The following is a 24,497-nucleotide window of genomic DNA, read 5'->3' as shown; positions in this document are numbered from 1 at the left end:
TCAGCCCTCGAGCAGCTGCGCGAACGGGGTGATGCGTTCGGGGTCGAACTCATCGCCGCCGCGCTCACCCGAAACCGCGCCGAAGACGGATCGTGCGGGCGCGGATTCCGGGTCGTCCGCCTCGGCGAGGTCATCGACTCCGAGCCCGGTCAGGCTCGCGGTCAGCGAGACGAGCTCCTCGGCAGCCTGCCGGATGCGCGCATTGAGCGCCCGGCCGCCTTCGACGGAACCCCAGTCGTCGGTGGCGGCGAAGACCGTGGTCGGCACGACGATGCCCTTGAGATAGGCGAGCATCGGCCGCAGCACCGCGTCCCCGGCCAGGGAATGTCGGGCGGTGCCGCCGGTGGAGGCGATGAGCACGGGGGTGCGTGCCAGCGTCCGATCGTCGATGAGCTGCCAGAACAGTGTGTGTAGCCCGACCGGGGCGGCCTTGTAGACGGGGGCGACCGAGACGATGGCGTCCGCGTTCGCGACCGTCGTGAACGCCGCTTCCAGCGCTTCGGACCGGAAGCCGGTCAGGGTCATATCCGTGAGCGCGGTGGCGAGGCTGCGGACGTTGATGATCTCGGTGACCACCTCGGTGCCCACGGACTCCCCCACCGAGGCGGCTGTGGCGAGGATCCGTTCGGTGAGTTTGAGTGTGGTCGAGTCCTCGCTGAGCGAGGTGTTCACGGCCACGATCTTCATCGTCTGCGTGCTCATGCCTGGTCGGCTCCTTCCTTCTTCGCTTCTGCGGCGCGTGCCTGCCGGTCCTCGTATGCTCGCGAACCCGGTGCGCCGCCGGGGACCGGGTCGCGGCCCTCGCGGTGGCGGATGACGAGCGATTCGTGGGTCGGGGCGCCGGGAACTTCGGCGGGCCGGTCCTTCGCGAATTCCTCACGCAGCACCGGGATGACCTCTTCGCCGAGGAGGTCGAGCTGCTCGAGCACGGTCTTGTGCGGCAGCCCGGCGTGGTCGATGAGGAACAGCTGGCGCTGGTAGTCCCCGGCCCAGTCGCGGAAGCCCAGGGTCCGCTCGATGACCTGCTGCGGCGAGCCGACGGTCAACGGGGTCTGCGTCGAGAAGTCCTCGAGGCTGGGGCCGTGGCCGTAGACCGGGGCGTTGTCGAAGTAGGGCCGGAATTCGCGCACGGCATCCTGAGAGTTCTTGCGCATGAACACCTGTCCGCCGAGGCCCACGATCGCCTGGCTCGCGGTGCCGTGCCCGTAGTACTCAAAGCGCTGCCGGTACAGCTGGACCATCCGGGCGGTGTGCGAGGTGGGCCAGAAGATGTTGTTGTGGAAGAACCCGTCACCGTAGTAGGCGGCCTGTTCGGCGATCTCGGGACTGCGGATCGAGCCGTGCCAGACGAAGGGCGGCACCTCGTCCAGCGGAGTGGGCGTGACGGTGAAGCCGTTGAGAGGAGTGCGGAACTTGCCCTCCCAGTCGAGGTTCTTCTCCCGCCAGAGACGGTAGAGCAGGTTGTAGTTCTCGACGGCCAGCGGAACACCCGAGCGGATGTCCTTGCCGAACCAGGGGTAGACGGGTCCGGTGTTGCCGCGCCCCATGATGAGGCTGATGCGACCATCGGAGAGGTGCTGGGCGTACGAGTAGTCTTCGGCGATGCGCACGGGGTCGGTCGTGGTGATGAGCGTGGTCGCCGTGGAGAGTTCGAGCGTCTCTGTCTGTGCGGCGATATTGGCCAGCAGCACCGGCGGGTTCGCGGGAGCCACGAACGGCGGATTGTGATGCTGGCCGGTGGCGAAGACGTCGAGGCCGACCTCTTCCACCTTCTTCGCGATCTCCACGGTGTTCTTGATCCGCTGGTGTTCGCTGACCGTGGTGCCGTCGGTGGGGTCGGTCGTGACATCCCCGATGGTGAAGATTCCGAATTCCATGTCTGCTCCTGCTTCTCGGGACTGCGTTCACTAGCTTCAATTTTGAAGTAACTAGTTGAAAGCTTAACAGACATGGTCGTGGAAGTATTCCCGGGGACCGAACGACGCTGAGGACACAGAAGTGCCCCACCTCCGAGGTGGGGCACTTCGCGGGAAGTTCGGCTGAGTTCAGATCCAGAGCGCGGGATCCTCGAGGACGAAGTCCGGGTACTTCGCTGCGCTCTCCGCGTCCGCGGAGGACGTCGAGTCAGCGGCATCCGCGCTGGACTTCGCGCCGCCAGAGGCGGAGGAGGCGGCCCCCGTCTCCTCGACGACGGCGTCGGGCTTCCTCTTCGCGCGCACCGTCGCGGGAATCCCCACGGCACTCGAATCCGCTGCGACGTCCTTGACGACGACGGCGTTGGCGCCGACAGCAGAATTGTCGCCGACGACGACGGGACCGAGGATCTTCGCCCCCGCGCCGATGAGCACATGATTGCCGATCGTCGGATGCCGCTTCGTCTGCGCCATCGAGGTGCCGCCGAGCGTCACCTGGTGGTAGAGCATGACATCATCGCCGATCTCCGAGGTCTCGCCGATGACGACTCCATTGGCGTGGTCGATGAAGAACCGACGGCCGATCTTCGCTCCCGGGTGGATCTCGACCCCGGTGAGCGTGCGCACCATCTGCGACATGAGACGCGCCGGGGTCTTGCCGGAATCGCGCTGCCAGAGCCTGTGCAGTCCGCGGTGAGCCCAGATCGCGTGCATTCCCGGATACGAGACCAAGGAGACGAAATCACTCGTCGCCGCGGGATCACGCCGGCGCACGGTCTCGAGGTCTTCGCGCAGGGTCTTGCGCACCTCGGGGCGGCTGAGCCCATAGACCGCCGCTCCCGCGGCCGCAGCGGCCGCCGTCCACAGTGCTTTCATCATGTCCGTCCTCGTGCTCACTCGTCGTGTCTGGTCTGCTTTGATTCTGCACCTGCGCCACCTCGGTGTGCGGCCTCGGTGTGTCGCTTCGCTTCGCTCGGGCCGTGCCGCCTCGTGGTCGTCGACAGATCCGAGACAGCGAGGGCGCCAAACCGGAGTTTGACGCCCTCATGCCGATGCCTCGGTGTCAGTCGAGGTACTCGGAGAACAGCGGGGTCGACAGGTAGCGCTCACCGAAGTCGGGCAGGATCGCGACGACGCGCTTGCCGGCGTTCTCCGGCCGGGCGCCGACCGCCTCGGCGGCAACGAGCGCGGCACCGGAGGAGATGCCCACGAGCAGCCCCTCTTCCTTCGCGACTTCACGGGCACGGTCGATGGCGGCATCGTTCTCAACGGCGACGACCTCGTCGTAGATCTCGGTGTCGAGGATGCCGGGGACGAAGTTCGCGCCGAGGCCCTGGATGGCGTGCGGGCCGGCCTTGCCTTCGGTCAGCAGCGGCGAGGCGGCGGGTTCGACGGCGACGATCTTGACGTCGGGGTTGGCCTCGCGCAGGGCAGCGCCGGCACCGGAGATGGTGCCGCCGGTGCCGATGCCGGAGACGAAGATGTCGACCTTGCCGTCGGTGTCGGCGAGGATCTCGGGGCCGGTGGTCGACTTGTGGATCTCAGCATTCGCCTGGTTCTCGAACTGGCGCACGAGCACAGCGCCGTCAGCGGCGAGTTCCTCAGCCTTGGCGACAGCGCCCTTCATGCCCTCGGCCTTGTCGGTGAGGACGAGCTCGGCACCGAAAGCGCGCAGCAGTGCACGACGCTCCTTCGACATCGACTCCGGCATGGTCAGCTTCACCTGGTACCCGCGGGAGGTGCCGACCATCGCCAACGCGATGCCGGTGTTGCCCGAGGTGGCCTCGACGATCGTGCCGCCGGGCTTGAGCTCACCCGACTTCTCTGCCGCGTCGATCATGGCCACGCCGATCCGGTCCTTGACGGAATTGCCGGGGTTGTACGACTCGAGCTTGGCGACGATCTCGGCACCGGTTCGCTCGCTGGCCTTGTTGACGCGGATCAGCGGCGTACGGCCGACCAGGTCGGAGACATTGTTGAAGATGGTCAATGTAAGTCCTTTCACGCTTCTGTATTCACCCACCGCCACAGGCCCTCACTGTTTGGCAGACCTGCTGAGACAGGGATTGAGCGACAGCTGGCATCTCGTGGTCCGAGACGGCTTGTGCTCATCTTAACCACGCCTCCCCTGAACATGTTCCCAGAATTGTTGCTCAACAATCCGTGTTCGCTCGCGGCGAAACCATTCGACTTATCGTGTAACATTCGGCGTTCCTGCGGCGAGGACTCGTGAACGTCGATCGCATACGACCCTTCAACCGCTGAGCAATCGGGACCGGCTTCTCGCGCCCGCGGCAGCACGGGTGCCGGGCGCGGCGCGGACGTCGATACCGATACGATTGTGCTCATGGCTATTCATCCCATCGTCGTCTACGGCGAGCCCGTTCTGCATCGCCGGGCCGAGAAGATCACCGAGTTCGACGAGGCTCTCGCCGCGCTCGTCGCTGACATGCACGAGACGCTTGACGCCAGCAACGGCGTCGGCCTGGCCGCACCGCAGATCGGCGTCGGCAAGGCTATCTTCGTCTTCAACGCCGATGACGATCACGGCGTCCGCCGCCGCGGCACCTTCGTCAACCCCATCCTCATCGCCTCGAAAGTCCCCGATACCCGCCCGGATCCCGAGGACGAGTCCGAGGGGTGCCTATCGGTGCCCAGTCTCGACTTCCCCCTCAAGCGCGCCGACCGGGTCACCGTCAACGGCGTCGATGAATCGGGACGGCCGGTGACGCTCACCGCCGAAGGCTGGTTCGCCCGCATCATGCAGCACGAGTACGACCACCTGCAGGGGACTCTCTACGTCGACCGGTTGGACAAACGCTGGTCGAAGAAGTGGAAAAGTGCGCAGGCGGCCCACGGCTACAACGAACCCGGCCGTTCCTGGATGCCGGGAGTCGACCCGGACCCCTTCGGACACTGAGGAGATCGGGCCGCGAGTTCGTCGATCTGCTCAGGCCTCGAGTTCGTCGATCGACTTCTGTGCCGCGGCCAGTCGGGTGTCGAAGTCGTCGAAGTCATCGGCCGTCTCGTCGAGTTCAGCGACGAGACCGGAGATGATCGACGACTGTGATTCCGCATCGATGCGCAGCTCCCGGAACTGCCAGTCGGCGGAATCGTCGGCGGCGGTGCGGGAGAGCACGTCGAGGACGCGGTCACCGAGTTCGCGTGAGCGTTCGGAGTTGTGCAGCAGCATGAGCTGCTCGTCGAGTTCCAGCAGCCGTTCATAGTACTCGTACATCGACTCGACTCGATGCGCCATCGAGGTGAAGGCGACGGCCAGCTTCTGCAGATAGGTCTCAACCGACTTCGCGGTTCCCGCATCACGGATGCCCTCGATCTCCTCCCGCAGGCTCACGAGTTCCTGCAGACGGATGCCCACGGATGCCACAGCATGGTCGAGGTCAACTCGCGAGACATGGTCTCTGAGGATCGGATGGGTCCACGCACGGGTCCGAACGATCTTGCGGGCGATCATCACGGCCAGGTGGAACAGACGCTGCTCATCGGTGTCGCGCCCGTCTTTGCGCCCGGCGACATAGCCGAGGCTGGCCGGGGTGATCCAGCGGGCGCCGGTGGCCGTGGAACGATTCTTCCGGCTCAGGCGCTTCGGATCACGCAGGTATTTCGGCCCGGTGACGGCGGCGAAGATACCGGTGCCCACCGCTGTGGCCGCTCCCATCCCGCCGAAGGTCAGTGCCGCGTCCCCGAACCCTGACAGCAGGGCGATCCCTCCGGGTGCGGCGAATCCGGCGGTCATGGCCGTACCGGCGGCGGTGCCGCCTTTGAAGAGAACACTCGAGCGGAAGAAGTTGCGGCCCATCCCGCCGGTGAGCATGATCGCGCTCGGCGCTCCTGCCGTGTATCGGTAGCCGCGGGCATTCCACGCGCGCATGACGTCGTCGTTGACGCTCTCGGGCACGAGGACCCGATAGATCGGGGCCGTCTTCCCGCACTCTCTCTTCCACAGAGACTTCCACTCGGACACCGTTTCACCTCCACGCGTGTGGTGCACGACTGCGGCACCCAGACTGCCGAGGGGAATCGGCAGCGACCGCAGGAGAATGCGGAAAAGCCACACCCTCCGCTGTGCTCGGGAGCCGGTCGGCTCCCTTGGACGCACAGTCTAGAGGGTGTGGCTGGATCAATCCTGAGTCGAAGCTCAGCCGTTGATCTTCGCGAGGATGAGATCCTTGGCCTTGCCGGCATCGGCCTGACCGCGGGTGGCCTTCATGATCGGGCCCATGAGCGCACCGATGGCCTGCATCTTTCCGCCCTTGATCTTCTCGACCACATCGGGGTTGGCTGCGATGGCCTCCTCGACTGCGGCTTCGAGAGCTCCGGTGTCCTCGACGATCTCGAGGTCACGGGCCTTCATCACCTCGGCGGGGTCGCCCTCACCGGCAGCGACTCCGGACAGGACGTCCTTGGCCAGCTTGTCGTTGAGTTTGCCCTGACCGATGAGCTCGACGAGCTCGGCCACCTGTGCAGGGGTGACGAGCTCGGTGGGGCGCTTCTCTTCCTGGTTCGCCAGGCGGGCGACCTCACCGGTCCACCACTTGCGGGCCTGGGCCGGCTTCGTGCCGGCGGCCACGGTGTCCTCGATGGCCTCCAGCAGTCCGGCGTTGACGATGTCACGCATCTCGAGATCGCTGAAATTCCACTCGGCGAGCAGCCGCCGACGCTTCTGCGCCGGCAGCTCGGGCAGAGTCGCCCGCAGCTGCTCGACCCAGTCGCGGCTGGGCTCCAACGGTACGAGATCCGGTTCCGGGAAGTAGCGGTAGTCATCGGCATCGGACTTCGGCCGTCCCGAGGAGGTCTCGCCGGTCTCTTCGTGGAAGTGACGGGTCTCCTGGACGATCTTCTCGCCGGCCTCGAGCAGGGTCGCCTGGCGGGCGATCTCGAAGCGCACGGCGCGTTCGATCGAGCGGAAGGAGTTGACGTTCTTCGTCTCCGTGCGGGTGCCCAGCGGAGCATCGGGGCTCTCGCGCAGGGAGACGTTGACGTCGGCGCGGACATTGCCCTGTTCCATGCGGGCCTCGGAGACGTCGAGGGCGCGGAAGATGTCCCTCAGCGTGCGCACATAGGCTGCGGCCACCTCGGCGGCGCGTTCTCCCGTCCCGGTGATCGGGTGGGTGACGATCTCCACGAGGGGAACACCGGCGCGGTTGTAGTCGACGAGCGAATGGTCCGCGCCCTGGATGCGGCCGGTGGCCCCGCCCACATGCGTGTTCTTGCCCGCGTCCTCCTCCATGTGGGCGCGTTCGACGGGGACGGTGACGATGGTGCCGTCCTCGAGTTCGACCTCGACCTGACCTTCGGAGGCGATGGGCTCATCGGACTGGCTGGTCTGGAAGTCCTTGGGCACGTCCGGGTAGAAGTAGTTCTTGCGTGCGAACCGGCAGGTCTCGGCGATCTCGCAGCCGAGCGCCAGACCGATCTTGATCGCGTACTCCACGCCCTTCTCGTTGACCACGGGCAGGGACCCGGGCAGACCGAGAGACGTGGGGGTCACGTTCGTGTTCGGTCCCCCGCCGAAGGTGTTGGGGGCGGCATCGAACATCTTGGTCGCGGTGCCGAGCTCGACGTGGACCTCGATGCCGATGACCGGATCGTACTTCTTGATCGCGTCTTCGTATTTCACTTGGCTTCCAGTCCTTCCGCGAGAGTGTCGAGCACACGTCCGCCGGCAGATTCGAGTGCGGCTTCGAGCGGTCCTGCCACCTCGTAGAGCTTGATGTCTTCGCGGGCCGGGGCCAGTATCTGGAATCCGACGGGCAGACCGTCGGCCAGTCCTGCCGGCAGCGACAGACCGGGGATGCCGGCGAGGTTCGCCGGGATCGTGGCGACATCGCCGAGGTAGAGGGCCATGGGATCCGCGGCCTTCTCCGCGCCGAACTTCAGCGCGGTGGTCGGAGCGGTCGGGGACACGAGGACGTCGGCGGCTTCGAAGGCCTTGGCGAAGTCGTTCTGGACCAGGGTGCGGATCTTCTGCGCCGAACCGTAGTAGGCGTCGAAGTATCCGGCCGACAGCGCGTAGGTGCCGAGGATGATGCGGCGTTTGACCTCATCACCGAAACCGGCGGCGCGGGTGGCCGACATGACGGTCTCCGCGGTGACGGGCCCGGACTCGGGTTCGACCCGCAGACCGTAGCGCATGCCGTCATAGCGGGCGAGGTTCGATGATACTTCGGAGGGCATGATGAGGTAGTAGGCGTCGAGCGCATAGGAGATCGCCGGGCAGTCGACCTCGACGATCTCGGCACCGGCGGCTGCTGCGACATCGAGGGCGGCGGAGAACGCGTCGCGCACTCCGTCCTGGTAGCCCTCGCCGCGCAGCTGCTTGATCACGCCGAGCTTCTTGCCCTTGAGGTCACTGGTCTGTGCGGCATCGAGGAACCCGCCGACCGGTTCGGGCAGCGAGGTCGAGTCGAGCGGATCGTGTCCGGCCAGCAGCTCATGCAGGGCCGCGGCGTCGGCGACGGACCGGCCCATCGGGCCGACCTGGTCGAGGCTTGAGGCCATGGCGATGATGCCGAACCGGGAGATCGATCCGTAGGTCGGCTTGACGCCGACGGTGCCGGTGAACGCGGCGGGTTGGCGGACGGAGCCACCGGTGTCGGTGCCCACGGACAGCGGTGCCTGGAATCCGGCCAGTGCAGCCGCCGCACCGCCGGAGGAGCCGCCGGGAACATGGTCGAGGCTCCACGGGTTGCGGGTGTCACCGAAAGCCGAGTGCTCGGTCGTCGATCCCATCGCGAATTCGTCGAGGTTGGTCTTGCCGAGCACCGGCAGACCGGCGGCCTTGACCTTGTTGTGCACCGTCGACTCGTACGGCGGCACCCAGTTCTCAAGCATCTTCGAACCAGCGGTCGTGCGCACCCCCTCGGTGACGACGAGGTCCTTGAGCGCGACCGGCACACCGGCGAGCGCATGGACGTCCTCACCGGCTGCGCGCTTGGCGTCGACGGCCTTCGCGGTCTGCAGTGCCAGCTCGTCGGTGACGGTGATGAAGGAGTTGAAGTCATCCTCGGTGGCGGCGATGCGGTCGAGGTGCGCCTGAGTGACCTCGACGGAGGAGAACTCGCCGGACTTCAGTCCTGCCGCGAGTTCGAGTGCGCTCTTATTCGTCATCTCTGTCATCTCATTCCTCCCCGAGGATCTGCGGAACGAGGAACTTGTCATCGGCTGCGGCCGGGGCCGAAGCCAGGGCCTGCTCGCTGCTCAGCGTCTCGCCCACGACATCGGGTCGCATGACGTTCGTCAGCGGGATCGGATGGCTCGTCGCGGGCACATCGTCGCCGGCCACTTCGTTGATCCTGGCGACGTTTCCCAGAATTGTGCTCAGGTCACCGGCGAGCGATTTCAGCTCGTCTTCGCTCATGGCGATCCGAGACAGTGAAGCCAGATGCTCCACCTGTTCGGGGGTGATTGCGGAAGACTCCGTCATTCCCTGCCTTTCATCGTCGTTAACACTGCCACCCAGTCTAATCGCTTCCCCGGACGCAGTTTCGTGGGCGTGATGTGAGCTTCCCCGAAACCCCTATTACTACTCGACGGCGGCGCAGCAACCTCGCGCGAGGTTGCTGCGCCGCCGTCGAGTAGTAATAGGGGTGGGTTAGGCGGGGAGGCGTTCGGGCCAGGTGCGCTCGCCGTGGATGTAGCCGGCGATGTCGGCGAGCACCCGGTCGGCGTCGGCCTGGGCGAACTCTCCAGCAGCGACTCCGGCCTGCAGGTCAGCGGCGAGCTCGGACACGCGAGCATGAGCGGCATCGGGGGTGGCAGCAACGAGTGTGCTGGCGGTGGAGACGATGCCGGCAGCGTCGGTGCCGGCGGCCGCGGTGTCGACGATGGTGCCTTCGACGATCTGATGCGATCCGCCGTCAGCAGCGGCCGACTCCTCGGGGCGGTTGGTCGGCGGTGTGTTCGTGCGCTGGGACGTCAGAGCAGGCTGAGCACTGCGTTTGGTCGACTGCGGTCCTGGATTGAGCACCAGGTCGGCCAGTCCTGCCGTCACCGGCACCGCCGTCAGGGCGCCGGCGACGACCACGCAGGTACCGGCGAGGAGTCGGGGAATCCATCTCATGTCCCACACTCTTCCATCCGAAGCTGTCTCTGAGCTTGGCTGAGTCTGTACCCGGACTTCGAGTTCGGTCACGAATGAGTAAACAGCCACACCATGGAACCGCCCGGGCCCGAGATAAATTCCCTTGGGGCGCCCGGCTCGGAACTCAGACGGTGCTCAGTCGAGGTCTCCTGTCTCCAACAGGGTCCTGAACTGGTCTTCGTCGAGGACCGGCACGCCCAGCGATTCGGCCTTCTCCAGCTTCGACCCGGCGTTCTCACCGGCGACGACATAATCGGTCTTCTTCGACACCGAGCCCGCGGCCTTGCCGCCGGCACCGAGGATCGCCTCCTTGATCCCGTCTCGAGTGAAGGAGCTGAGCGAACCGGTGGCCACGATCGTCAGACCGTCGAGGGTCTGTGCCGAAGCGTCGCCCTCTTCGTCCTCCATCCGCACCCCGGCGGCCTTCCACTCCTCGACGATCTCGACATGCCAGTCGACGTCGAACCAATCGCGGACGCTCTTCGCGATCGTCGGTCCGATGCCCTCGACTTCGGAGAGCTCCTCGAGCTCGGCGGTGCGAATGGCATCGAGGGTACGGAACTTCGCGGCCAGAGTCCGCGCGGCGGTGGGTCCGACATGTCGGATCGACAGCGCCACGAGCACCCGCCACAGATCCTGATCCTTGGCCTTCCTGATCTCGTCGAACAGCTTCTCCGTGTTCGCGCTCGGCGCACTCGGCTTCTTCGCGGTCCCACGCGTATAGAAGTAGGGGACGAGCTCCCGCTCCCCCGTCGCCACACCCCTGACCTTCTTGTCCCGCCAGATCTTCACATCCGCCAGCGACGCCCGCAGCTGCGAATCCTCGTCGGCGAGTTCGAAGAGGAAGGCCTCGGACGTCAGCGGCGGCGTCCCGGGCTCGGCCGGGGCCGTGAGGGCGAGTGCGGCCTCCTCGCCGAGGGCTTCGATGTCGAAGGCCGCACGGGAGGCGAGGTAGAAGATTCGATTGGCCAGCTGCGCGGGGCACGACCTGGAGTTCGGGCAGCGCAGGTCCTTGTCGCCCTCCTTCTGCTCTCCCAGCTCGGTCCCGCACGACGGGCAGTGGGTCGGCATGACGAATTCGTGTTCGGACCCATCCCGCAGGGCCGCGACCGGTCCGAGCACCTCGGGGATGACGTCCCCGGCCTTGCGCAGCGTGACGGTGTCGCCGATGAGCACGCCTTTGCGTTTGACCTCGTGACCGTTGTGCAGCGTCGCCCGCTCCACGGTCGATCCGGCCACGGTCACCGGCTCCATCACCGCAAACGGCGTGACCCGTCCGGTCCGACCGACCTGCACCTGGATGTCAAGGAGCTTCGTCGTGACCTCCTCGGGCGGGTACTTGAACGCCGTCGCCCACCTCGGCGCACGGGAGGTGTACCCGAGCGTCTCCTGCACGGCGATGTCATCGATCTTGATGACGATGCCGTCGATCTCATGCGTGACGTCGTGACGATGCTCGCCGTAGTAGGAGATGAAGTCTTCGATCTCGTCGACGGTCTCCAGCACCTTGAAGTAGTCGCTGATCGGCAGGCCCCAGGACCGAAACTGTTCGTAGACCTCGGATTGGCGGGCCGGTTCCGGATGCGAATCATCGGCCGGAGTCCACACGGCGATGCCGTGGACGAGCATATGCAGCGGCCTGCGGGCGGTGACGGCCGGGTCCTTCTGGCGCAGCGATCCGGCCGCGGAGTTCCGGGGGTTGGCGAAGGGGGCCTTGCCTTCGGCGACGAGCGCGGCGTTGAGTTCGCCGAACTCCTCGATGGGGAAGAACACCTCACCGCGGATCTCGACCTCGGCCGGAGGATGTTCGGTGTCCAGGTGGTGCGGGATGTCGGAGATGGTGCGCACGTTCGCCGTGATGTCCTCACCGATGCGGCCGTCGCCGCGGGTCGCGGCCCGCACGAGTTCCCCGTTGCGGTAGAGCAGGTTGACGGCAAGACCGTCGATCTTGAGTTCGCAGAGGAACTTCGACTTCGCCGAGGTGGCCGACCGCACCCGGTCATACCAGGTTCGCAGCTCCTCGTAGTCGAAGACATTGTCGAGACTGTACATCGGACCGATGTGCTCGACCGGGTCGAAGGTCGAGGTGTCGACGACGCCGCCGACCGTCTGCGTCGGTGAGGAGTCCGTGACGAGTTCGGGGAACTGCTTCTCGAGGTCTTCGAGCCGGTGGACGAGGTCGTCGTACTCGGCGTCGGAGACGAGCAGGGAATCCTGGTAGTACGCGGCCCGATACTCCTCGATCCGCTCCGTCAGCTGCGCATGGGCCTGCACGCGTGCGGCCGCGTCCGTGAGGTCGACGTCCGACAGATCCACATTCGATGCGTCTGCGTTCGACGGGTTCTCTTTCGACGAGCCCGCGTTCTCCGGTGTGGTGGTCATTCGATCTCCTCAAGAGCGCGCCGCAGACCGGCGGCGATGGTCATGGTCCCCCGATTGTGTTCGGGACTGAGTTCGCATCTCTCGTCCAGCAGCGGCGGGTAGGTCATCGGCAGTTCGGGACCGGCGATGATGCCGACTTCGCGCAGGCTCGCTGACCCCATGCCGATGCGCGACCACGGGATGCGGATGCGCTCAGTCCAGTGGTTGACCGCATCCGGTCGCCCACCGGCCTCGGTGGGCAGGTGGATCCAGAGACCGAGCCCCGCCTCGGCGAGGATGGCCGCCTGCTCCCAGCTGTGTGGTCTCAGGGCCGCCAACGGCACGGACACCGCCGTCGCCCCGGTGCGGCGGACCGCCTCGGCGGCGGGGATCTCCTTGCCCTGCAGGTGCAGGGGATCGAGGTTGGGCAGCGCGAGCACGGTCGGCGGCAGGTGGCGCAGCGTCGATTCGAGAGCCGCCCACACGTGGGTTTCGCTGATCGCGGGCAGGCTCGCCCACCCGGAGACGGTCGGCCAGGTGCCGGTGAGGACCGGGCTGAGGCGGGATTCGACGAGGCGGACGGTCGGCTGCATGCCCAGGCCCGCGATGCGATCGGCGAAGGCGGCGATGCCGAAGGCGTACGCCTGCACGACGTCGCGGCGAGCGCCGTGATCGCCGAGGACGCGGGCTCCCGAGCGCAGACTCAGCGCGGTCACGAGCGTCCAGGGCCCCGGCAGGGAGAGTTGGATCTGACCGGGTCGGGACTGACCGTATTCGGCGATCGCGTCGAACGCCTCATCGAGGGCGGAGTCCTCGAGTCGTTCGTCCCTTCCCGCCGAGGCGGTCAGCCGCCAGCCGAAGGAGGTGCGGTCGACGTGGAGATCGGTGAGCAGGCCGACGGCACGGCCGATGGCGTCGGCACCCCAGTGGTCCTCGGACGAGTGCGCGGTCAGCGGGACGGGCGGCAGCTGGTCGGCGAGAATGTCGAACCCGGCTGCGGCGGCCTCGCGGACGGGGCTCGTGGCGATGTAGCTGCGGTGCGGGTCCCGGACTCCGGGCAGCCAGATGCCGGTGGTCGTGGCGGCGGGCAGAACAGTGGTGGGCACGGTGGGGGCGGCGACCGCCTCGGCGGGGTGCGGGGCGTGTCCCGTCTCGTCCCGGCGCTGGCCGAGGCTCTCAGCCGCCGCGCGGGATTCCGAAGACGTCGGCATAGAATCGGAACTCGCTTTCCAGGGAATCGATGATGGTCTCGGCGCGGACGAAGCCGTGGGATTCGCCCTTGTACAGACGGTAAATGTACTCCACTCCGAACAGTTCGAGTGTATCGACGAACTCCTGAGCCTGTGAGGGCGGCACGATCGGGTCGCGGTCGCCCTGCATGACGGCCACCGGCACGTCGATCTCGGTGACACGGCGGATCGGCGAGCGGCGGATGTAGTCGTCCTGAGCTTCGGGCCAGGGTCCGACGAGACCGTCGATGTAATGGGATTCGAAGTCATGGGTGTCGACGACGAAGCGGATGAGATCGGTGACACCGAAGTAAGAGGTGCCGCAGGCGAACACGTCCGTGGCGGCCAGGGCCGAGAGCACCGTCCACCCGCCCGAGGAGGCCCCGGAGATCGCGATGCGCTCCGGGTCCGCGAGACCGGCGGCGATGAGCCCCTCGACGGCGGCCACGGTGTCGGCGACGTCGACGATCCCCCATTGTCCGCGCAGTCGGTCCCGCCAGGCCCGGCCGAAGCCGGTCGATCCGCCGTAGTTGACCTCGAGGACGCCGATGCCCTGTGAGGTGAAGAAGCTCGAGCGTGCCGACATGTCCGGGGTCGCCTGACCGGTGGGCCCGCCGTGGATCGAGACGATATAGGGCGGAAGTTCGCGCTCCGAGGCGGCGAAGCGTGGATTGTGCGGTGGGTGGATGACGACGGGCACTCCCCCGAGCTCGCCGACTCGCGGTCTGGAGTAGTAGCCCTGATGGGTGTCGAGTCGTTCCCGGGCGATCTCGGTGAACTGCCCGGTCGCGCGGTCGACGGCGCAGAGGACGCCGGGCCGGCTCGTCGATTTCGCGGTCATGAGCAGGTGGGTCCGGCCGAGGGCGAGGAGTTCGATCGTGCCGAAGGTCTCCCCGACCGGGTTGATCGGCTCCCAGGTGTTCGGGGCTTGTGCGTGGCTGCGCACGAGGGTGGCCGTGGCCGACTGCGTGTGCGCCCACACTTCGCCGCTGTCGTGGAGGTGCCAGCGGGTGCCCAACTGCCACAGTGCCCCGCCGATCTCATCCCCGGTGTCGAGGACGGGGCGCAGACGGTCGGGGCTGAGCACCTCGGGGGCCGGGGCGTGATCGGGGTCCGTGACGAGCGGGCGTGCGGCCACGGGGTCGAAGTCGAGACCGTGCAGCGCCCAATGACCGCCGTGATCGGAGATGACGTGGAGAGACGAGTCCGAGGTGAACTCGGGTTGGAGGAGGGAGACTCCCCCGTCGTCGGGGGTCGGCAGAGTGGGCGGGGCCTGTCGGGGGCGTGCGATCGCGTCCCCGCGGACCATGGCCACCGGCGGTGTCGCCGGAGTGCGCACGTCGACGAGCCACAGATTCGTGCCGTCCCATGGCATGTTCGGGTGCTCCCAGCCGATGAACGCCAGCGTGCTGCCGTCGGGCGAGAGACGCGGCCAGGCCATGAAATGCGACAGCGTCGAAAGCACGTTCGTCGTCCCGTGCTTGGTCAGCAGCACAACGGCGCGCTGGCGACGAGTGGATCGGCAGTCCTCGCGCACGCACAGCAGTCCCCACGGGGTCATGTGCAGATCCCCGTAGCGGATCCGACCCGAGGTGTCCGGGGTCAGGGCGTGCGGAGCCCGACCGGGGATGATCTGCCACACACGCTGATCGGCGGCGTTGACGAAGTAGATGACCTCGCTGTCGGGGTCGAGAGCCCAGGCCGCTCCCCCGTATTCGTGGACGGCGGAGCGGATGTTGAAGCCGGTGGGCAGGATCTGTTCCCAGTCGCCGGGACGAGACAGCGAGGTGCGGACGAGTCCGGTGCGGGCCTTCTCGGCGGGGATCTTCGTCGAGTAGAAGATCTCGTCTCCGCGGAAGGCGGCATCGAAGATCGGAGCGGCACCGGCGGCCACCTCGGCGGCGTTGAGAGGTGACGTCCAGGTTCCATAAGGTGCCGAGACGACATCTTGGGGAAATTCCTTCATGCCCCCAGAGTATCGCCAGTCACGGACATTCCGGCGGTGATGCCTCGCCCCGGGGCACCGGGCCAGGTGCCTGCGTTGCCCTGGGCGTCGGGCTCAGGTGATTAGCTGCCCGGGACCTCAGGCGTCGGCGAGCACAGCGTCCGGAGCCGGGGTGATGCGGTCCTTCGCCGTGGAGTCGATGGTCGCCTGCCCGAGCACACGGGTGCCGCGGTAGATGACCATCGTCTGCCCCGGTGCCACACCGGAGAGCTCCTCGTCGACGTCGACGTGCATGAGCTGCCCGGCCGGGCGGGCCGCAGGCACCTCGACTTCGTCGATGATGGGATTCGCTTCGTGTTCGGGCGCCTCGGCGACGAAGTCTCCGAGCCAGGCACGGGCCGGTACGGGATCGGCGTGGGCGCGGATCTGGACCTCGCAGTCGATGCCGTCCTCCGGGCTGTGTCCCATGTCCGCAGGAGCCGCGCCGGCCCACGAGGTGCGGATGCCCGTCAGATGCGACACGGCGAGGTCGGCACGCGAACCCACGGTGACCGTGTTCGAGGCCGGATCGAGCCCGGTGACGAAGCGCGGCTTGCCGTCGGCGGCGGGCTTCTCGATGCCCAGGCCCTTGCGCTGACCGATCGTGTACGTCATCGCCCCGTCGTGCTCACCGAGGACCTCGCCCTCGGAGTCCTTGATGAGGCCCGGACGCATCGGGATCTTGTCGGCCAGCCACGCCTTCGTGTCCCCATCGGGGATGAAGCAGATGTCGTAGGAGTCGGGCTTGCTCGCCACGGAGAAACCGCGCTCGGCCGCCTCGGCGCGCACCTCGGCCTTCGAGGCCGTGGCACCGATCGGGAAGTAGCAGTGCTCGAGCTGATCGGAGGTGAGCACGCCGAGGACATAGGACTGGTCCTTGGCCAGGTCCTCTCCGCGGTGGAGCTCCGGCTTCCCGTCATCGTCGCGCAGCACCTCGGCGTAGTGGCCCGTGGCGATGGCGTCGAAGCCCAGCGCCAGCGCCCGGTCGAGGAGGGCGGCGAACTTGATGCGCTCATTGCAGCGCATGCACGGGTTCGGGGTCCTCCCGGCCGCGTACTCGGCGATGAAGTCATCGACGATGTCTTCCTTGAACCGCTCGGAGAAGTCCCAGACGTAGAAGGGTATTTCGAGCATCCCGGCGACGCGGTGGGCGTCGCGGGAGTCTTCGATCGTGCAGCAGCCGCGCGAACCGGTGCGCAGGGTGCCGGGCATCCGGGACAGGGCGAGGTGGACGCCGACGACTTCGTGTCCGGCATCGACGGCGCGGGCGGCGGCGACGGAGGAATCGACTCCGCCGGACATGGCGACGAGTACTCTCATGAGGCTCCTTGCATCCATCGGGGTGTTGCCGAAACCATCCCGGCTCGGCGTGCCTGTTCGACGACCTCGGGCAGGGCCGTAAGCAGGGCATCGATATCGTCCTCGGTCGTCTCGTGGCCGAGGGTGAAGCGCTGAGTGGACCGGGCCGTATCCTCATCGACCCCGCAGGCCAGAAGCACATGCGAGGGACGCGAGACTCCGGCCGAACAGGCCGATCCCGTCGAGGTGGCCAGTCCGCGGGCGTCGAGACCGAACAGCAGCGAGTCCCCCTCACAGCCGGTGAACGCGAAGTGCGCATTGGCCGGCAGCCGGCCCGGACCGCGCGGACCCGAGAGTGCGACTCCGTCGATGCTCGATTCGATTCCGGCGACGAGGCGGTCCCGCAGACCCGCCAGACGTGCCGACCGTGCTTCGAGGTCTCCGGTGACGAGGTCGACGGCGGCGGCGAAGGCCACCGCGCCGGCGACGTCGAGGGTTCCCGAGCGCACACCGCGCTCCTGTCCCCCGCCGTGGAGGATCGCCGTCGGGGTGGCTGCACGGTCGAGCAGGAGGGCTCCGATGCCGACGGGTCCGCCGATCTTATGGGCGGTGATCGTCATCGCCGTGGCTCTGAACCCGGCGAAGTCGAGTGGGATCTGTCCGAGCGCTTGGACAGCGTCGATGTGGAAGGGGATGCCGAGTTCGGCGGCGACCTCACCGATCTCGCGGATCGGCTGCAGAGTGCCGATCTCATTGTTCGCGGCCATGACGCTGATGAGCGCCGTGGATTCTGGGGCCCGGCGCAGTTCGGCAAGGGCCGCGTCGACGTCGAGGCGACCGGTCGAATCGACGTCGAGATAGACGGCCTCGGCGCCGAGGCTCTCCAGCCATTCCACGGTCTCGAGGACCGCGGGGTGTTCGATCGTCGTCGTCAGCACGCGCGGGCGCACCGGGTCGACGAACGACCCGTTGTTGCGGGAGAGGTAGAGGCCCTTGAGCGCGAAATTGTCCGCCTCGGTGCCTCCCGAAGTGAAGATCACCTCCGACGAGGTGGCCGCGCCGACTGCGCGGGCGATGTCCTCGCGTGCTTCTTCGATGCGCATCCGTGCCGCCTGCCCGACAGCGTGCAGGGCCGAAGGATTGGCCCGGCGGGCCAGCTCCTTCGTGTACACCTCGAGCACCTCGGCGGGCATCGGCGAGGTGGCTGCGTGGTCGAGATAGATGGGCATCCCCTCAAGTTTAGGGCGTGTGCGGGATGACGGCCAGGATCCGTGCGGCATCTCACCCGTCCTGTGACCGCACCGGAGGATCTGCTTTGAGCCGATGCCGACTAAACTGGGTCGGGTGTTCACCGTTTTCACCATCGTCCTCTATGCCGTCACCGGTATCCTGACCGTGTGGTCGATCGTCGAGACCATCCGCAACCGACCGGCGGGCAAGGCCCTGCTGGCGGGTGCCGCGTTCCTGCTTCTGCTGCTCATCGTGCAGCTGATCCTCTCGATCGCCACCTTCGGCTCCGCGCACGATGTCGACCCGCTCCTCTACTTCGGCTATGTGATCACCGCGATCCTCGTCATCGCGTTGGCCGGGTTCTGGGCGTTCGCCGAACTCAGTCGGTGGGGGCCGGGAGTGCTGGCAGCAGCCGGACTGACGGTGATCGTGATGATCGAGAGATTGGACCAGATTTGGCAGTGACGAAAAGCAGCCGCTCCCCGTATTCGGCGATGCACAGCGGACCCGGGCGGGCGCTGACCGCCGTCTACGGGATCTTCGCACTCTCGGCCACGGCGAGAGCCGGCTACCAGCTCATCCGCGAATTCGATTTCGCCCCGATCGCGTACTCGCTTTCGGCAGTGGCCGCGGTCATCTACATCCTCGCCACGATCTGCCTCGTCATCGGCAATCGGATCTCGCATCGGATCGCCGTGGCCGCCTGCGCGATCGAATTCCTCGGCGTCATCGTCGTCGGCATCCTCAGCCACACCCATCCGGAGGACTTCGCAAAGCCGTCGGTGTGGTCGAACTTCGGCAGCGGCTACGGGTTCATCCCGCTCGTCCTGCCGCTCATCGGCCTGTGGTGGCTGTGGCGCGTCGGCCGCCGCGCGCACCGGGACTGAACACACCCGGTAACTGGCCGCCTCGGGATCATTCCACGCGGGAGGACAGCACATTCCAGTCGGTGGCGATGGCCGTGACGTCGTCTCCGGTCTCCATGAGCACGTAGGGGTGCGCGGTGTCGACCTTGACGGTGTCGCCGTCCTTGTCATTGGTCTTCACGGCTTCGACGGTGTCGCCGAGGTCGATTGAGTAATCGGTGGGAACCTTGATCGTCAGCGTGCAGCGGACCTCACCCATGCCGATCGCACCGTTCTCCGTGCTCAGTGTCATGTCTTCGAAGTCAAGATCCGCATAGGGCTTGCAGTCCACGTCGACCTTGTCGAAGCCGGAGTCCTTGTCGCGCAGTGTGCCGAGGTAGTCGCGGAATCCCTTGAAACCGCCCTCCTTGAGGCCATCGGGGGTGCCGGATTTCGCCTTGCCGTCGACGAGGTAGGACGCGACATCATCGGCCGCGGTCGTCATCTCCTCATCGAAGGCCTCGGGGCCCGGCTTCACGGCTCCCTGCCCGTCGGCCATGAGCGTGGGCATCTGCTCGGCCGGAATATAGGATGCGGAACGCACGAGCGGCTCAGTCGATGCCGAGTCCCGCGTCACAAGCATCACCTGCGTGAGCTGTTTGTCACCGTCGGTGGACTTCTTGTCCGCGGTGCCGAAGGCGTAGAACCACATCGGGTACTTCGTGAAGCTCGGGCTGGCGGCGACGACCTCGGTGAAGTTCGGAGCGCGCAGCTTCTGCTTGGCCTTCTCCGCGATCTGGATCTGGGCCTGCGTCTGGTCGATGAGCGGGGCGGCCTGGATCGCGTCGAGGTCCGTGCCCTTGTCACCGAGCGTCTTATCGAGCGCCTCGGTGTAGTTCGTCATGAACTTCCCGGCTTCCCCGGCCCGCAGCGCGGGGCGTTCGTATGGGGTGATGTCGGGGCTGCTCGGCTTGGCGATGGGCATGCTCGCGCATCCGCTGAGCACGAGCCCGGTGCCGACCAGCCCGGCTGTGACGGCCGTGAACGACCTTCGGTTGCGCAGGTCCCGTCGCCGAGGCGGTGGCCCGGCGGCCGTGCCCGGCTGCACGGTCGAGATCGGCTGAGTCGCCGGACCGGAACGGTCGGTCTCGGTCCCGCCGGAGCGATGGTCAGCATCGGGGCCGGAGCGGTGGTCCCGATCCTCGTCTCGTGCCGGCCCGTTCCCGCCTCCACCGCCGGTGGAGCTGTCGTGGTTCTTCTTCGGCGGGCGGATGCGCGCCTGCCACCAGCGGAGGAAGAAGAACAGAGCGAATCCGGCGAAGATGATCCCGCCGGCGAGGCCGAGCAGGCTGAGTCCGAGCACACCGTTGACACGCATCTCCAGGCTCACCGTCGTGCCGTCGAGACTGTCATCGGAATTCGCCGGAGCGATGACGAGCACCTGCGGCTCGGCCTCGAGGTTGAAGGTCTTCGCGACCGTCTTCCCCGTATCCTGGCTGATCCACCAATCCCGATCGGCGATCTCGGCCTCGGGCTTCGCATCCCCGGGAATGAACCGATGATCGGTGGCGTTCGGGAAGGACACATCACTGATCTGCTCCTGCGCCACCCCGTCGAGGTAGCTGTCGGCGTCGACCCCGTTGGCGGTGCCGACGAACAGCTCGGTCCCCTTCGAGTTCTTCGCCGTCACGGTCACGCTCGAACCCGAATAGGGCACGATCGCCTCGTCGAGGACGACGGCATAGGCTCCGTCCTTGACCTTGAAGGCCGGGGTCTCGGTGATCTCGTCGGTGCCGACGACCGAGAGCGCGGAGATGACCAATCCGGCGAGCGTGAGCGCCGCAACGCCGAAGAGGATGGCAGTAATGAGTCGGATTCGCTGGATCAGAACAATGCCCTCATGAGTGCGGTCCGTGCCTTGGTCACGGCTGGATCGTCGGCACTGAGGACTTCGAAGAGTTCGAGGACGCGCAGGCGCAGGGATTCCTTCTCGTCACCCGCGGTGGTGCGGATGAGACCGATGAGACGGGTGAACGCGCCCGCGGCATTGCCGCTGACGACCTCGGCATCGGCCGCGGCCTTCGCGGCCTCGACATCGGTCGGGTTCGCATCGGCGGCGGCGATGAGCTCTGCCGGCTCCTTGTCGATGAGGCGCCGACCCAGGCTCGCATGGGCGAGTCCGAACTTCGCCTCCTCATCGGCCGGCGACGACGCGAGAGCGGCCTTGAACAGGTTCTCCGCGGTGTCGAAGTCCCCCTTGGCCAGGGCCTCTTCGGCCTCCGGGTGGGCGGGACCTGCCGGTTCGGGTTCGGCACCGTCGGCGACGGCATGGCCGGTGACACCGTTCTCTCCGGCGAGCTTGAGCAGCTCATCGAAGTAGGCCGTGACCTGCGGTTCGGGCAGGGCACTCTGGAACAGAGGCACGGGCTGGCCCTTGACGAGAGCGACCACCGAGGGGATCGACTGCACGCCGAAGGCCTGCTGCAGACGCGGGTTCGCATCGACATCGACCTTGGCCAGAACCAGACGCCCGCCGTAGGAGGCGATGACGCGTTCGAGGATCGGCGACAGCTGCTTGCACGGTTCGCACCATTCGGCCCACAGGTCGATGACGACGGGCACACGGTCGGAGATCGCAACGACGCCGTTGAAGCTCGCCTCGTCGACGTCGAAGATCAGGGACGGAACGGCGACCGCATTCGGGTCCTGCCCGCCGGCCGCACCGCCGGGAGCTCCGGCACCAGCGGGCGCGTGTCCGGCCTGGCCGGTCTGTTCATGAGGCAGGTTCTTCCCGCGCACCGCAGACAGGTCGAGGCCCTGATTCTGCTGCGCGCTGCCCTGCGAGGGATCCATTGACACGTGGTCTCCTTTGTGACGCGATCGGTGGGAGCCGCTGATTCCGCCCCGCACCTGGTCCATGATTATCCAACAGAACGTATCAACACCGGTGTGCCCGCGGCTATTTCCTCAACGGAGGGCCGCGGCGGTGCCGAATCGGTCGCTCAGCCTTCCTCTGCCCCGGCGAGGGTCTCGAGGCCGCCGACGAGCTTGATCTTCCCGTCCTTGGGCACGAGGAAGGTGAGCACCTGGGTGGTCTTCGTCGTCACCGGCTTCTGCGTCGACGACGAGCCCAGCAGCTCCTTCTGCGGCGAGGACAGGGTCAGGGTGCCGGTGCGGCCGTCCTTCGACTCGGGGCTGATGGTCGATTCGGCCTCGACGACACCGGTGACGATGGCGGCGTCACCGGCCGTGCCCTGAGCGACGAGTTCCTTGCCCGGAGCGTACTTGTACTTCACCTCGGCCTTGCCCGATTCGGCGCTGGCTTTCTGCTCCTTCTGGTTCTTCCAGATCGACTTCGCGAAATCGTCGCCTGCGAACTTCTTCGCTTCCTTCGAATCCGCTCCGCTGCCGAGCGCCTTCGCATAATCGGCCACGGCCTTCTCCGGGGTTGCGACGAAACCCTTGGCACCGGGTTCGAGCATCTTCGCGCCCTGCCGGGAATCGGGCAGCTCGGGCAGCTTCGTGCCCGAGACCAACTGGGTCTGCGACCAGAGCTTGTAGTCGCTGCGCGGGTCCTCCTGAGTGAGGACGAGCAGCTGAGAATTGCCTCCGGCCGAGGTGATCAGGCTCGTCACCCGCGGCCAGGCATCGGTGGCCGAGGTGTAGTTCGCCACGATCTCCTCGCTGGCCACCGCCGGCGGCAGCTTCTGATCGTCGACGTCCTTCTTCACTGTGTACAGATCTTCGCGCTGTTTGAGCGCGGGACCCGCGGCACGCTGGGCCAGTGCCTTCTTGTCGGTCTTCTTGTCTGCGGTCTTGACGTCGTCGGCCACCGCGTCGAGGATCCGCTTTGCCTGATCGTCGGTGATGCCTGCGGCCGCCGAGCTCGGCGCTTCGGAGGGTTCGGGCTTCGGCAGCTCTTCGGGCCCGCAGGCGCTGAGCGCGAGCACGGGGACGATGGCGAAGGCGGTGCCGTATTCGGCGAGCTTGCGGCGACGCTCCTGGCGTGCCTTGCGACGATTCGCCTCCTTCTTCGTCTTGTTCATGCCGAAGAAGAGCAGGACGACGCCGCCGACGAAGGAGACGCCGCCGATGATCATCAGCGGGATCGCCCACGGGGTCTCGGCGTGGTTGGGCCATTCGAGGGTGACGGAAGTGACCTGTCCGGGCTCACCGCTGCCGGCGATGAGGAAGCCGGTGCGGTTGGCTTCGTCGTTCCATTCGAGCTCCACCGAATCCGTGCCGGTGACTTCGGACTGCCACAGATCGGCTCCGGCCGGGTCGGGCACTTTCCCTTCGCCGTCGGTGGCTTTGGTCGTGAGCTTTCCGTCTTCGGCCAAGCCGGTGACGCGGTCAAAGGCGGACTGTCCGGCCCAGGCTTCGACGTTCTCGATCGGGGCCTGGGCGATCGTCAGGTCACCGCTGCCCTTGACCGTGAGCGTGGCTGGGGTTTCGTAGAGGTTGAGCATCCCGGGGTCGACGATGACCGCCGGTTTGTCGGCGTCGACCTGCGCGGTGGCAGTGATCGTATCCTCCGGCGCCCACAGGGTCTTCTGCAGGATGCCGAGGCCACCGACGACGACACCCACCACCATGAGAATCACAGCGATTGTGTAACGCACGTGCGTACCTTCCCTCAGCCGAGCAAAAATGGCACCCCTGGTTCGGGGACTCTCCAAGTTTAAGTCACACACGCGATATCCCCTTTGTGCGCACGTTCAGTGTGTGTCGACGTTCACATGATCGGGTGGGCCGGACCCGCTCGGACACCGTCGCCGAGGCCGAACCCGGCCGGCCGCGGAACCGCCCCGAGATGCCCCGAACCTCTGCCGTGGCCTAAGCTGGGCGGGTGAGCAACGACAGAATTGTGTGGATCGACTGCGAAATGACCGGCCTCGACGAGGTCAGAGACGAACTCATCGAGGTGGCCGCGATCGTCACCGATTTCGAGCTCAATCGCCTCGACGACGGCATCGACATCGTCATCAAGCCCTCCGCCGAGGCGCGGGCGAACATGAACGAGTTCGTCACGAACATGCACACCACCTCCGGCCTGATCACCGAGCTCGACTCCGGCACGACCGTCGCCGAGGCGCAGCAGCGGGTCCTCGAATACGTGAAGAAGCATGTCCCTGAGTCGGGCAAGGCTCCGCTGGGCGGCAATTCCGTGGGCACCGACAAGGTGTTCCTCACCAAGCAGATGCCCGAACTCGTCGGACACCTGCACTACCGGATCATCGACGTCTCCTCGATCAAGGAACTGAGCAAGCAGTGGTTCCCCCGCGCCTACTTCCAGGCGCCGGCCAAGCACGGCGGTCACCGCGCCCTGGGTGACATCATCGACTCGATCATCGAGCTCCAGTACTACCGGAAGGCCGTGTTCTCCGCCGAGGGCCCGAGCTCCGACGAGGCGAAGGCCATCGCCGCCGAAGTCGCCGCGGACAGCACCAGCTGAGCGCTCCCGAGCCGTCCGTCCGCTGACCGCGCTCGACGCGGCACCGCGCATTCTCGGCCCGTCGCCCTCCGAGGCCG

General features: G+C 66.7%; 21 protein-coding genes. 4 read left to right on the top strand and 17 right to left on the bottom strand.

Annotation, left to right across the window (positions count from 1 at the left end):
* The 4 genes from ACQE2J_RS07055 to cysK all read right to left on the bottom strand — a co-directional run bounded on the left by ACQE2J_RS07055 (position 1) and on the right by cysK (position 3,903).
* Positions 1-702: a CE1759 family FMN reductase gene (locus tag ACQE2J_RS07055; RefSeq protein ID WP_426937360.1), complete on the bottom strand. Its 702-nt coding sequence runs from the start codon at positions 700-702 to the stop codon at positions 1-3.
* Positions 699-1,877 carry an LLM class flavin-dependent oxidoreductase gene (locus tag ACQE2J_RS07050; RefSeq protein WP_426937359.1) on the bottom strand — a complete coding sequence of 393 codons (1,179 nt, stop codon included), beginning with the start codon at positions 1,875-1,877 and terminating at the stop codon, positions 699-701. The genes ACQE2J_RS07055 and ACQE2J_RS07050 overlap by 4 nt, the downstream gene beginning before the upstream one ends.
* Before the next feature lie 168 nt (positions 1,878-2,045).
* Positions 2,046-2,789 carry a serine O-acetyltransferase gene (cysE, locus tag ACQE2J_RS07045; protein ID WP_135539701.1) on the bottom strand — a complete coding sequence of 248 codons (744 nt, stop codon included), beginning with the start codon at positions 2,787-2,789 and terminating at the stop codon, positions 2,046-2,048.
* Positions 2,790-2,976: 187 nt separating this feature from the next.
* Positions 2,977-3,903, bottom strand: a complete 927-nt coding sequence (gene cysK, locus ACQE2J_RS07040; RefSeq protein ID WP_135539597.1) for a cysteine synthase A — start codon at positions 3,901-3,903, stop codon at positions 2,977-2,979.
* Between the two features lie 357 nt (positions 3,904-4,260).
* Between cysK and def the strand changes: the two genes are divergently transcribed.
* Positions 4,261-4,833, top strand: a complete 573-nt coding sequence (def, locus tag ACQE2J_RS07035) for a peptide deformylase (RefSeq protein ID WP_135539599.1) — start codon at positions 4,261-4,263, stop codon at positions 4,831-4,833.
* A gap of 30 nt (positions 4,834-4,863) precedes the next feature.
* Here the strand turns inward: def and ACQE2J_RS07030 are convergent, their stop codons facing one another.
* From ACQE2J_RS07030 to ACQE2J_RS06985, 10 genes are all read right to left on the bottom strand, one after another.
* Positions 4,864-5,898 carry a hypothetical protein gene (locus ACQE2J_RS07030; RefSeq protein ID WP_240689764.1) on the bottom strand — a complete coding sequence of 345 codons (1,035 nt, stop codon included), beginning with the start codon at positions 5,896-5,898 and terminating at the stop codon, positions 4,864-4,866.
* Between the two features lie 174 nt (positions 5,899-6,072).
* Positions 6,073-7,554, bottom strand: a complete 1,482-nt coding sequence (gatB, locus tag ACQE2J_RS07025) for an Asp-tRNA(Asn)/Glu-tRNA(Gln) amidotransferase subunit GatB (protein ID WP_135539601.1) — start codon at positions 7,552-7,554, stop codon at positions 6,073-6,075.
* A complete protein-coding gene (gatA, locus tag ACQE2J_RS07020) occupies positions 7,551-9,053 on the bottom strand; it encodes an Asp-tRNA(Asn)/Glu-tRNA(Gln) amidotransferase subunit GatA (RefSeq protein ID WP_135539603.1) in 1,503 nt (500 codons plus the stop codon). The genes gatB and gatA overlap by 4 nt, the downstream gene beginning before the upstream one ends.
* Before the next feature lies 1 nt (position 9,054).
* Positions 9,055-9,360 (bottom strand): Asp-tRNA(Asn)/Glu-tRNA(Gln) amidotransferase subunit GatC, encoded by a 306-nt coding sequence (gene gatC / locus ACQE2J_RS07015; RefSeq protein WP_425118842.1) that lies wholly within the window; start codon positions 9,358-9,360, stop codon positions 9,055-9,057.
* Positions 9,361-9,528: 168 nt separating this feature from the next.
* On the bottom strand, positions 9,529-9,996 hold the full coding sequence (locus ACQE2J_RS07010) for a hypothetical protein (RefSeq protein ID WP_135539607.1): 468 nt from the start codon (positions 9,994-9,996) through the stop codon (positions 9,529-9,531).
* A gap of 156 nt (positions 9,997-10,152) precedes the next feature.
* Entirely contained in the window at positions 10,153-12,399 is a 2,247-nt protein-coding gene (gene ligA / locus ACQE2J_RS07005; RefSeq protein WP_426937358.1) for an NAD-dependent DNA ligase LigA, read from the bottom strand.
* A complete protein-coding gene (locus ACQE2J_RS07000) occupies positions 12,396-13,589 on the bottom strand; it encodes a hypothetical protein (RefSeq protein WP_426937357.1) in 1,194 nt (397 codons plus the stop codon). Before ACQE2J_RS07000 ends, ligA begins: the two co-directional genes overlap by 4 nt.
* Entirely contained in the window at positions 13,555-15,573 is a 2,019-nt protein-coding gene (locus ACQE2J_RS06995; RefSeq protein WP_426937356.1) for a S9 family peptidase, read from the bottom strand. The genes ACQE2J_RS07000 and ACQE2J_RS06995 overlap by 35 nt, the downstream gene beginning before the upstream one ends.
* Before the next feature lie 117 nt (positions 15,574-15,690).
* A complete protein-coding gene (gene mnmA, locus ACQE2J_RS06990) occupies positions 15,691-16,911 on the bottom strand; it encodes a tRNA 2-thiouridine(34) synthase MnmA (RefSeq protein ID WP_426937355.1) in 1,221 nt (406 codons plus the stop codon).
* Positions 16,908-18,119 (bottom strand): cysteine desulfurase family protein, encoded by a 1,212-nt coding sequence (locus ACQE2J_RS06985; RefSeq protein ID WP_426937354.1) that lies wholly within the window; start codon positions 18,117-18,119, stop codon positions 16,908-16,910. Before ACQE2J_RS06985 ends, mnmA begins: the two co-directional genes overlap by 4 nt.
* 115 nt (positions 18,120-18,234) lie before the next feature.
* On the opposite strand from ACQE2J_RS06985, the gene ACQE2J_RS06980 reads away from it, so the two are divergent.
* Both ACQE2J_RS06980 and ACQE2J_RS06975 read left to right on the top strand, forming a co-directional pair.
* Positions 18,235-18,585 (top strand): hypothetical protein, encoded by a 351-nt coding sequence (locus ACQE2J_RS06980; RefSeq protein WP_135539617.1) that lies wholly within the window; start codon positions 18,235-18,237, stop codon positions 18,583-18,585.
* Positions 18,586-18,614: 29 nt separating this feature from the next.
* Positions 18,615-19,007: a hypothetical protein gene (locus ACQE2J_RS06975; protein WP_425118894.1), complete on the top strand. Its 393-nt coding sequence runs from the start codon at positions 18,615-18,617 to the stop codon at positions 19,005-19,007.
* A gap of 28 nt (positions 19,008-19,035) precedes the next feature.
* Here the strand turns inward: ACQE2J_RS06975 and ACQE2J_RS06970 are convergent, their stop codons facing one another.
* The 3 genes from ACQE2J_RS06970 to ACQE2J_RS06960 form a co-directional block, all read right to left on the bottom strand.
* The gene (locus tag ACQE2J_RS06970) at positions 19,036-20,787 is read right to left on the bottom strand and encodes a hypothetical protein (protein ID WP_240689768.1); all 1,752 of its coding nucleotides are present in this window, start codon (positions 20,785-20,787) and stop codon (positions 19,036-19,038) included.
* 62 nt (positions 20,788-20,849) lie between these two features.
* Positions 20,850-21,818, bottom strand: coding sequence for a tetratricopeptide repeat protein (locus ACQE2J_RS06965; RefSeq protein ID WP_425118895.1), 969 nt, complete (start codon positions 21,816-21,818; stop codon positions 20,850-20,852).
* Between the two features lie 149 nt (positions 21,819-21,967).
* The gene (locus tag ACQE2J_RS06960; protein WP_135539621.1) at positions 21,968-23,587 is read right to left on the bottom strand and encodes a hypothetical protein; all 1,620 of its coding nucleotides are present in this window, start codon (positions 23,585-23,587) and stop codon (positions 21,968-21,970) included.
* Between the two features lie 227 nt (positions 23,588-23,814).
* Between ACQE2J_RS06960 and orn the strand changes: the two genes are divergently transcribed.
* Complete coding sequence (orn, locus tag ACQE2J_RS06955) at positions 23,815-24,420, top strand: oligoribonuclease (RefSeq protein ID WP_276606433.1); 606 nt, start codon at positions 23,815-23,817, stop codon at positions 24,418-24,420.
* The last annotated feature ends 77 nt before the right edge of the window (positions 24,421-24,497 follow it).

It is taken from the genome of Brevibacterium sp. LE-L (assembly GCF_050214925.1).
Taxonomy (GTDB): Bacteria; Actinomycetota; Actinomycetes; order Actinomycetales; family Brevibacteriaceae; genus Brevibacterium.
This window is presented reverse-complemented; position numbering and strand designations above follow the sequence as displayed.

What these genes read in the sequence shown, in the direction of transcription:
- ACQE2J_RS06995 (WP_426937356.1), bottom strand. Translation starts at nt 15,573, where the DNA reads ATGAAGGAATTTCCCCAAGATGTCGTCTCGGCACCTTATGGAACCTGG.
- gatC (WP_425118842.1), bottom strand. Translation starts at nt 9,360, where the DNA reads ATGACGGAGTCTTCCGCAATCACCCCCGAACAGGTGGAGCATCTGGCT.
- ligA (WP_426937358.1), bottom strand. Translation starts at nt 12,399, where the DNA reads ATGACCACCACACCGGAGAACGCGGGCTCGTCGAAAGAGAACCCGTCG.
- ACQE2J_RS07050 (WP_426937359.1), bottom strand. Translation starts at nt 1,877, where the DNA reads ATGGAATTCGGAATCTTCACCATCGGGGATGTCACGACCGACCCCACC.
- ACQE2J_RS07000 (WP_426937357.1), bottom strand. Translation starts at nt 13,589, where the DNA reads ATGCCGACGTCTTCGGAATCCCGCGCGGCGGCTGAGAGCCTCGGCCAG.
- ACQE2J_RS06985 (WP_426937354.1), bottom strand. Translation starts at nt 18,119, where the DNA reads ATGCCCATCTATCTCGACCACGCAGCCACCTCGCCGATGCCCGCCGAG.
- ACQE2J_RS07055 (WP_426937360.1), bottom strand. Translation starts at nt 702, where the DNA reads ATGAGCACGCAGACGATGAAGATCGTGGCCGTGAACACCTCGCTCAGC.
- cysE (WP_135539701.1), bottom strand. Translation starts at nt 2,789, where the DNA reads ATGAAAGCACTGTGGACGGCGGCCGCTGCGGCCGCGGGAGCGGCGGTC.
- ACQE2J_RS07010 (WP_135539607.1), bottom strand. Translation starts at nt 9,996, where the DNA reads ATGAGATGGATTCCCCGACTCCTCGCCGGTACCTGCGTGGTCGTCGCC.
- ACQE2J_RS06965 (WP_425118895.1), bottom strand. Translation starts at nt 21,818, where the DNA reads ATGGATCCCTCGCAGGGCAGCGCGCAGCAGAATCAGGGCCTCGACCTG.
- mnmA (WP_426937355.1), bottom strand. Translation starts at nt 16,911, where the DNA reads ATGAGAGTACTCGTCGCCATGTCCGGCGGAGTCGATTCCTCCGTCGCC.
- def (WP_135539599.1), top strand. Translation starts at nt 4,261, where the DNA reads ATGGCTATTCATCCCATCGTCGTCTACGGCGAGCCCGTTCTGCATCGC.
- gatA (WP_135539603.1), bottom strand. Translation starts at nt 9,053, where the DNA reads ATGACAGAGATGACGAATAAGAGCGCACTCGAACTCGCGGCAGGACTG.
- ACQE2J_RS06975 (WP_425118894.1), top strand. Translation starts at nt 18,615, where the DNA reads ATGCACAGCGGACCCGGGCGGGCGCTGACCGCCGTCTACGGGATCTTC.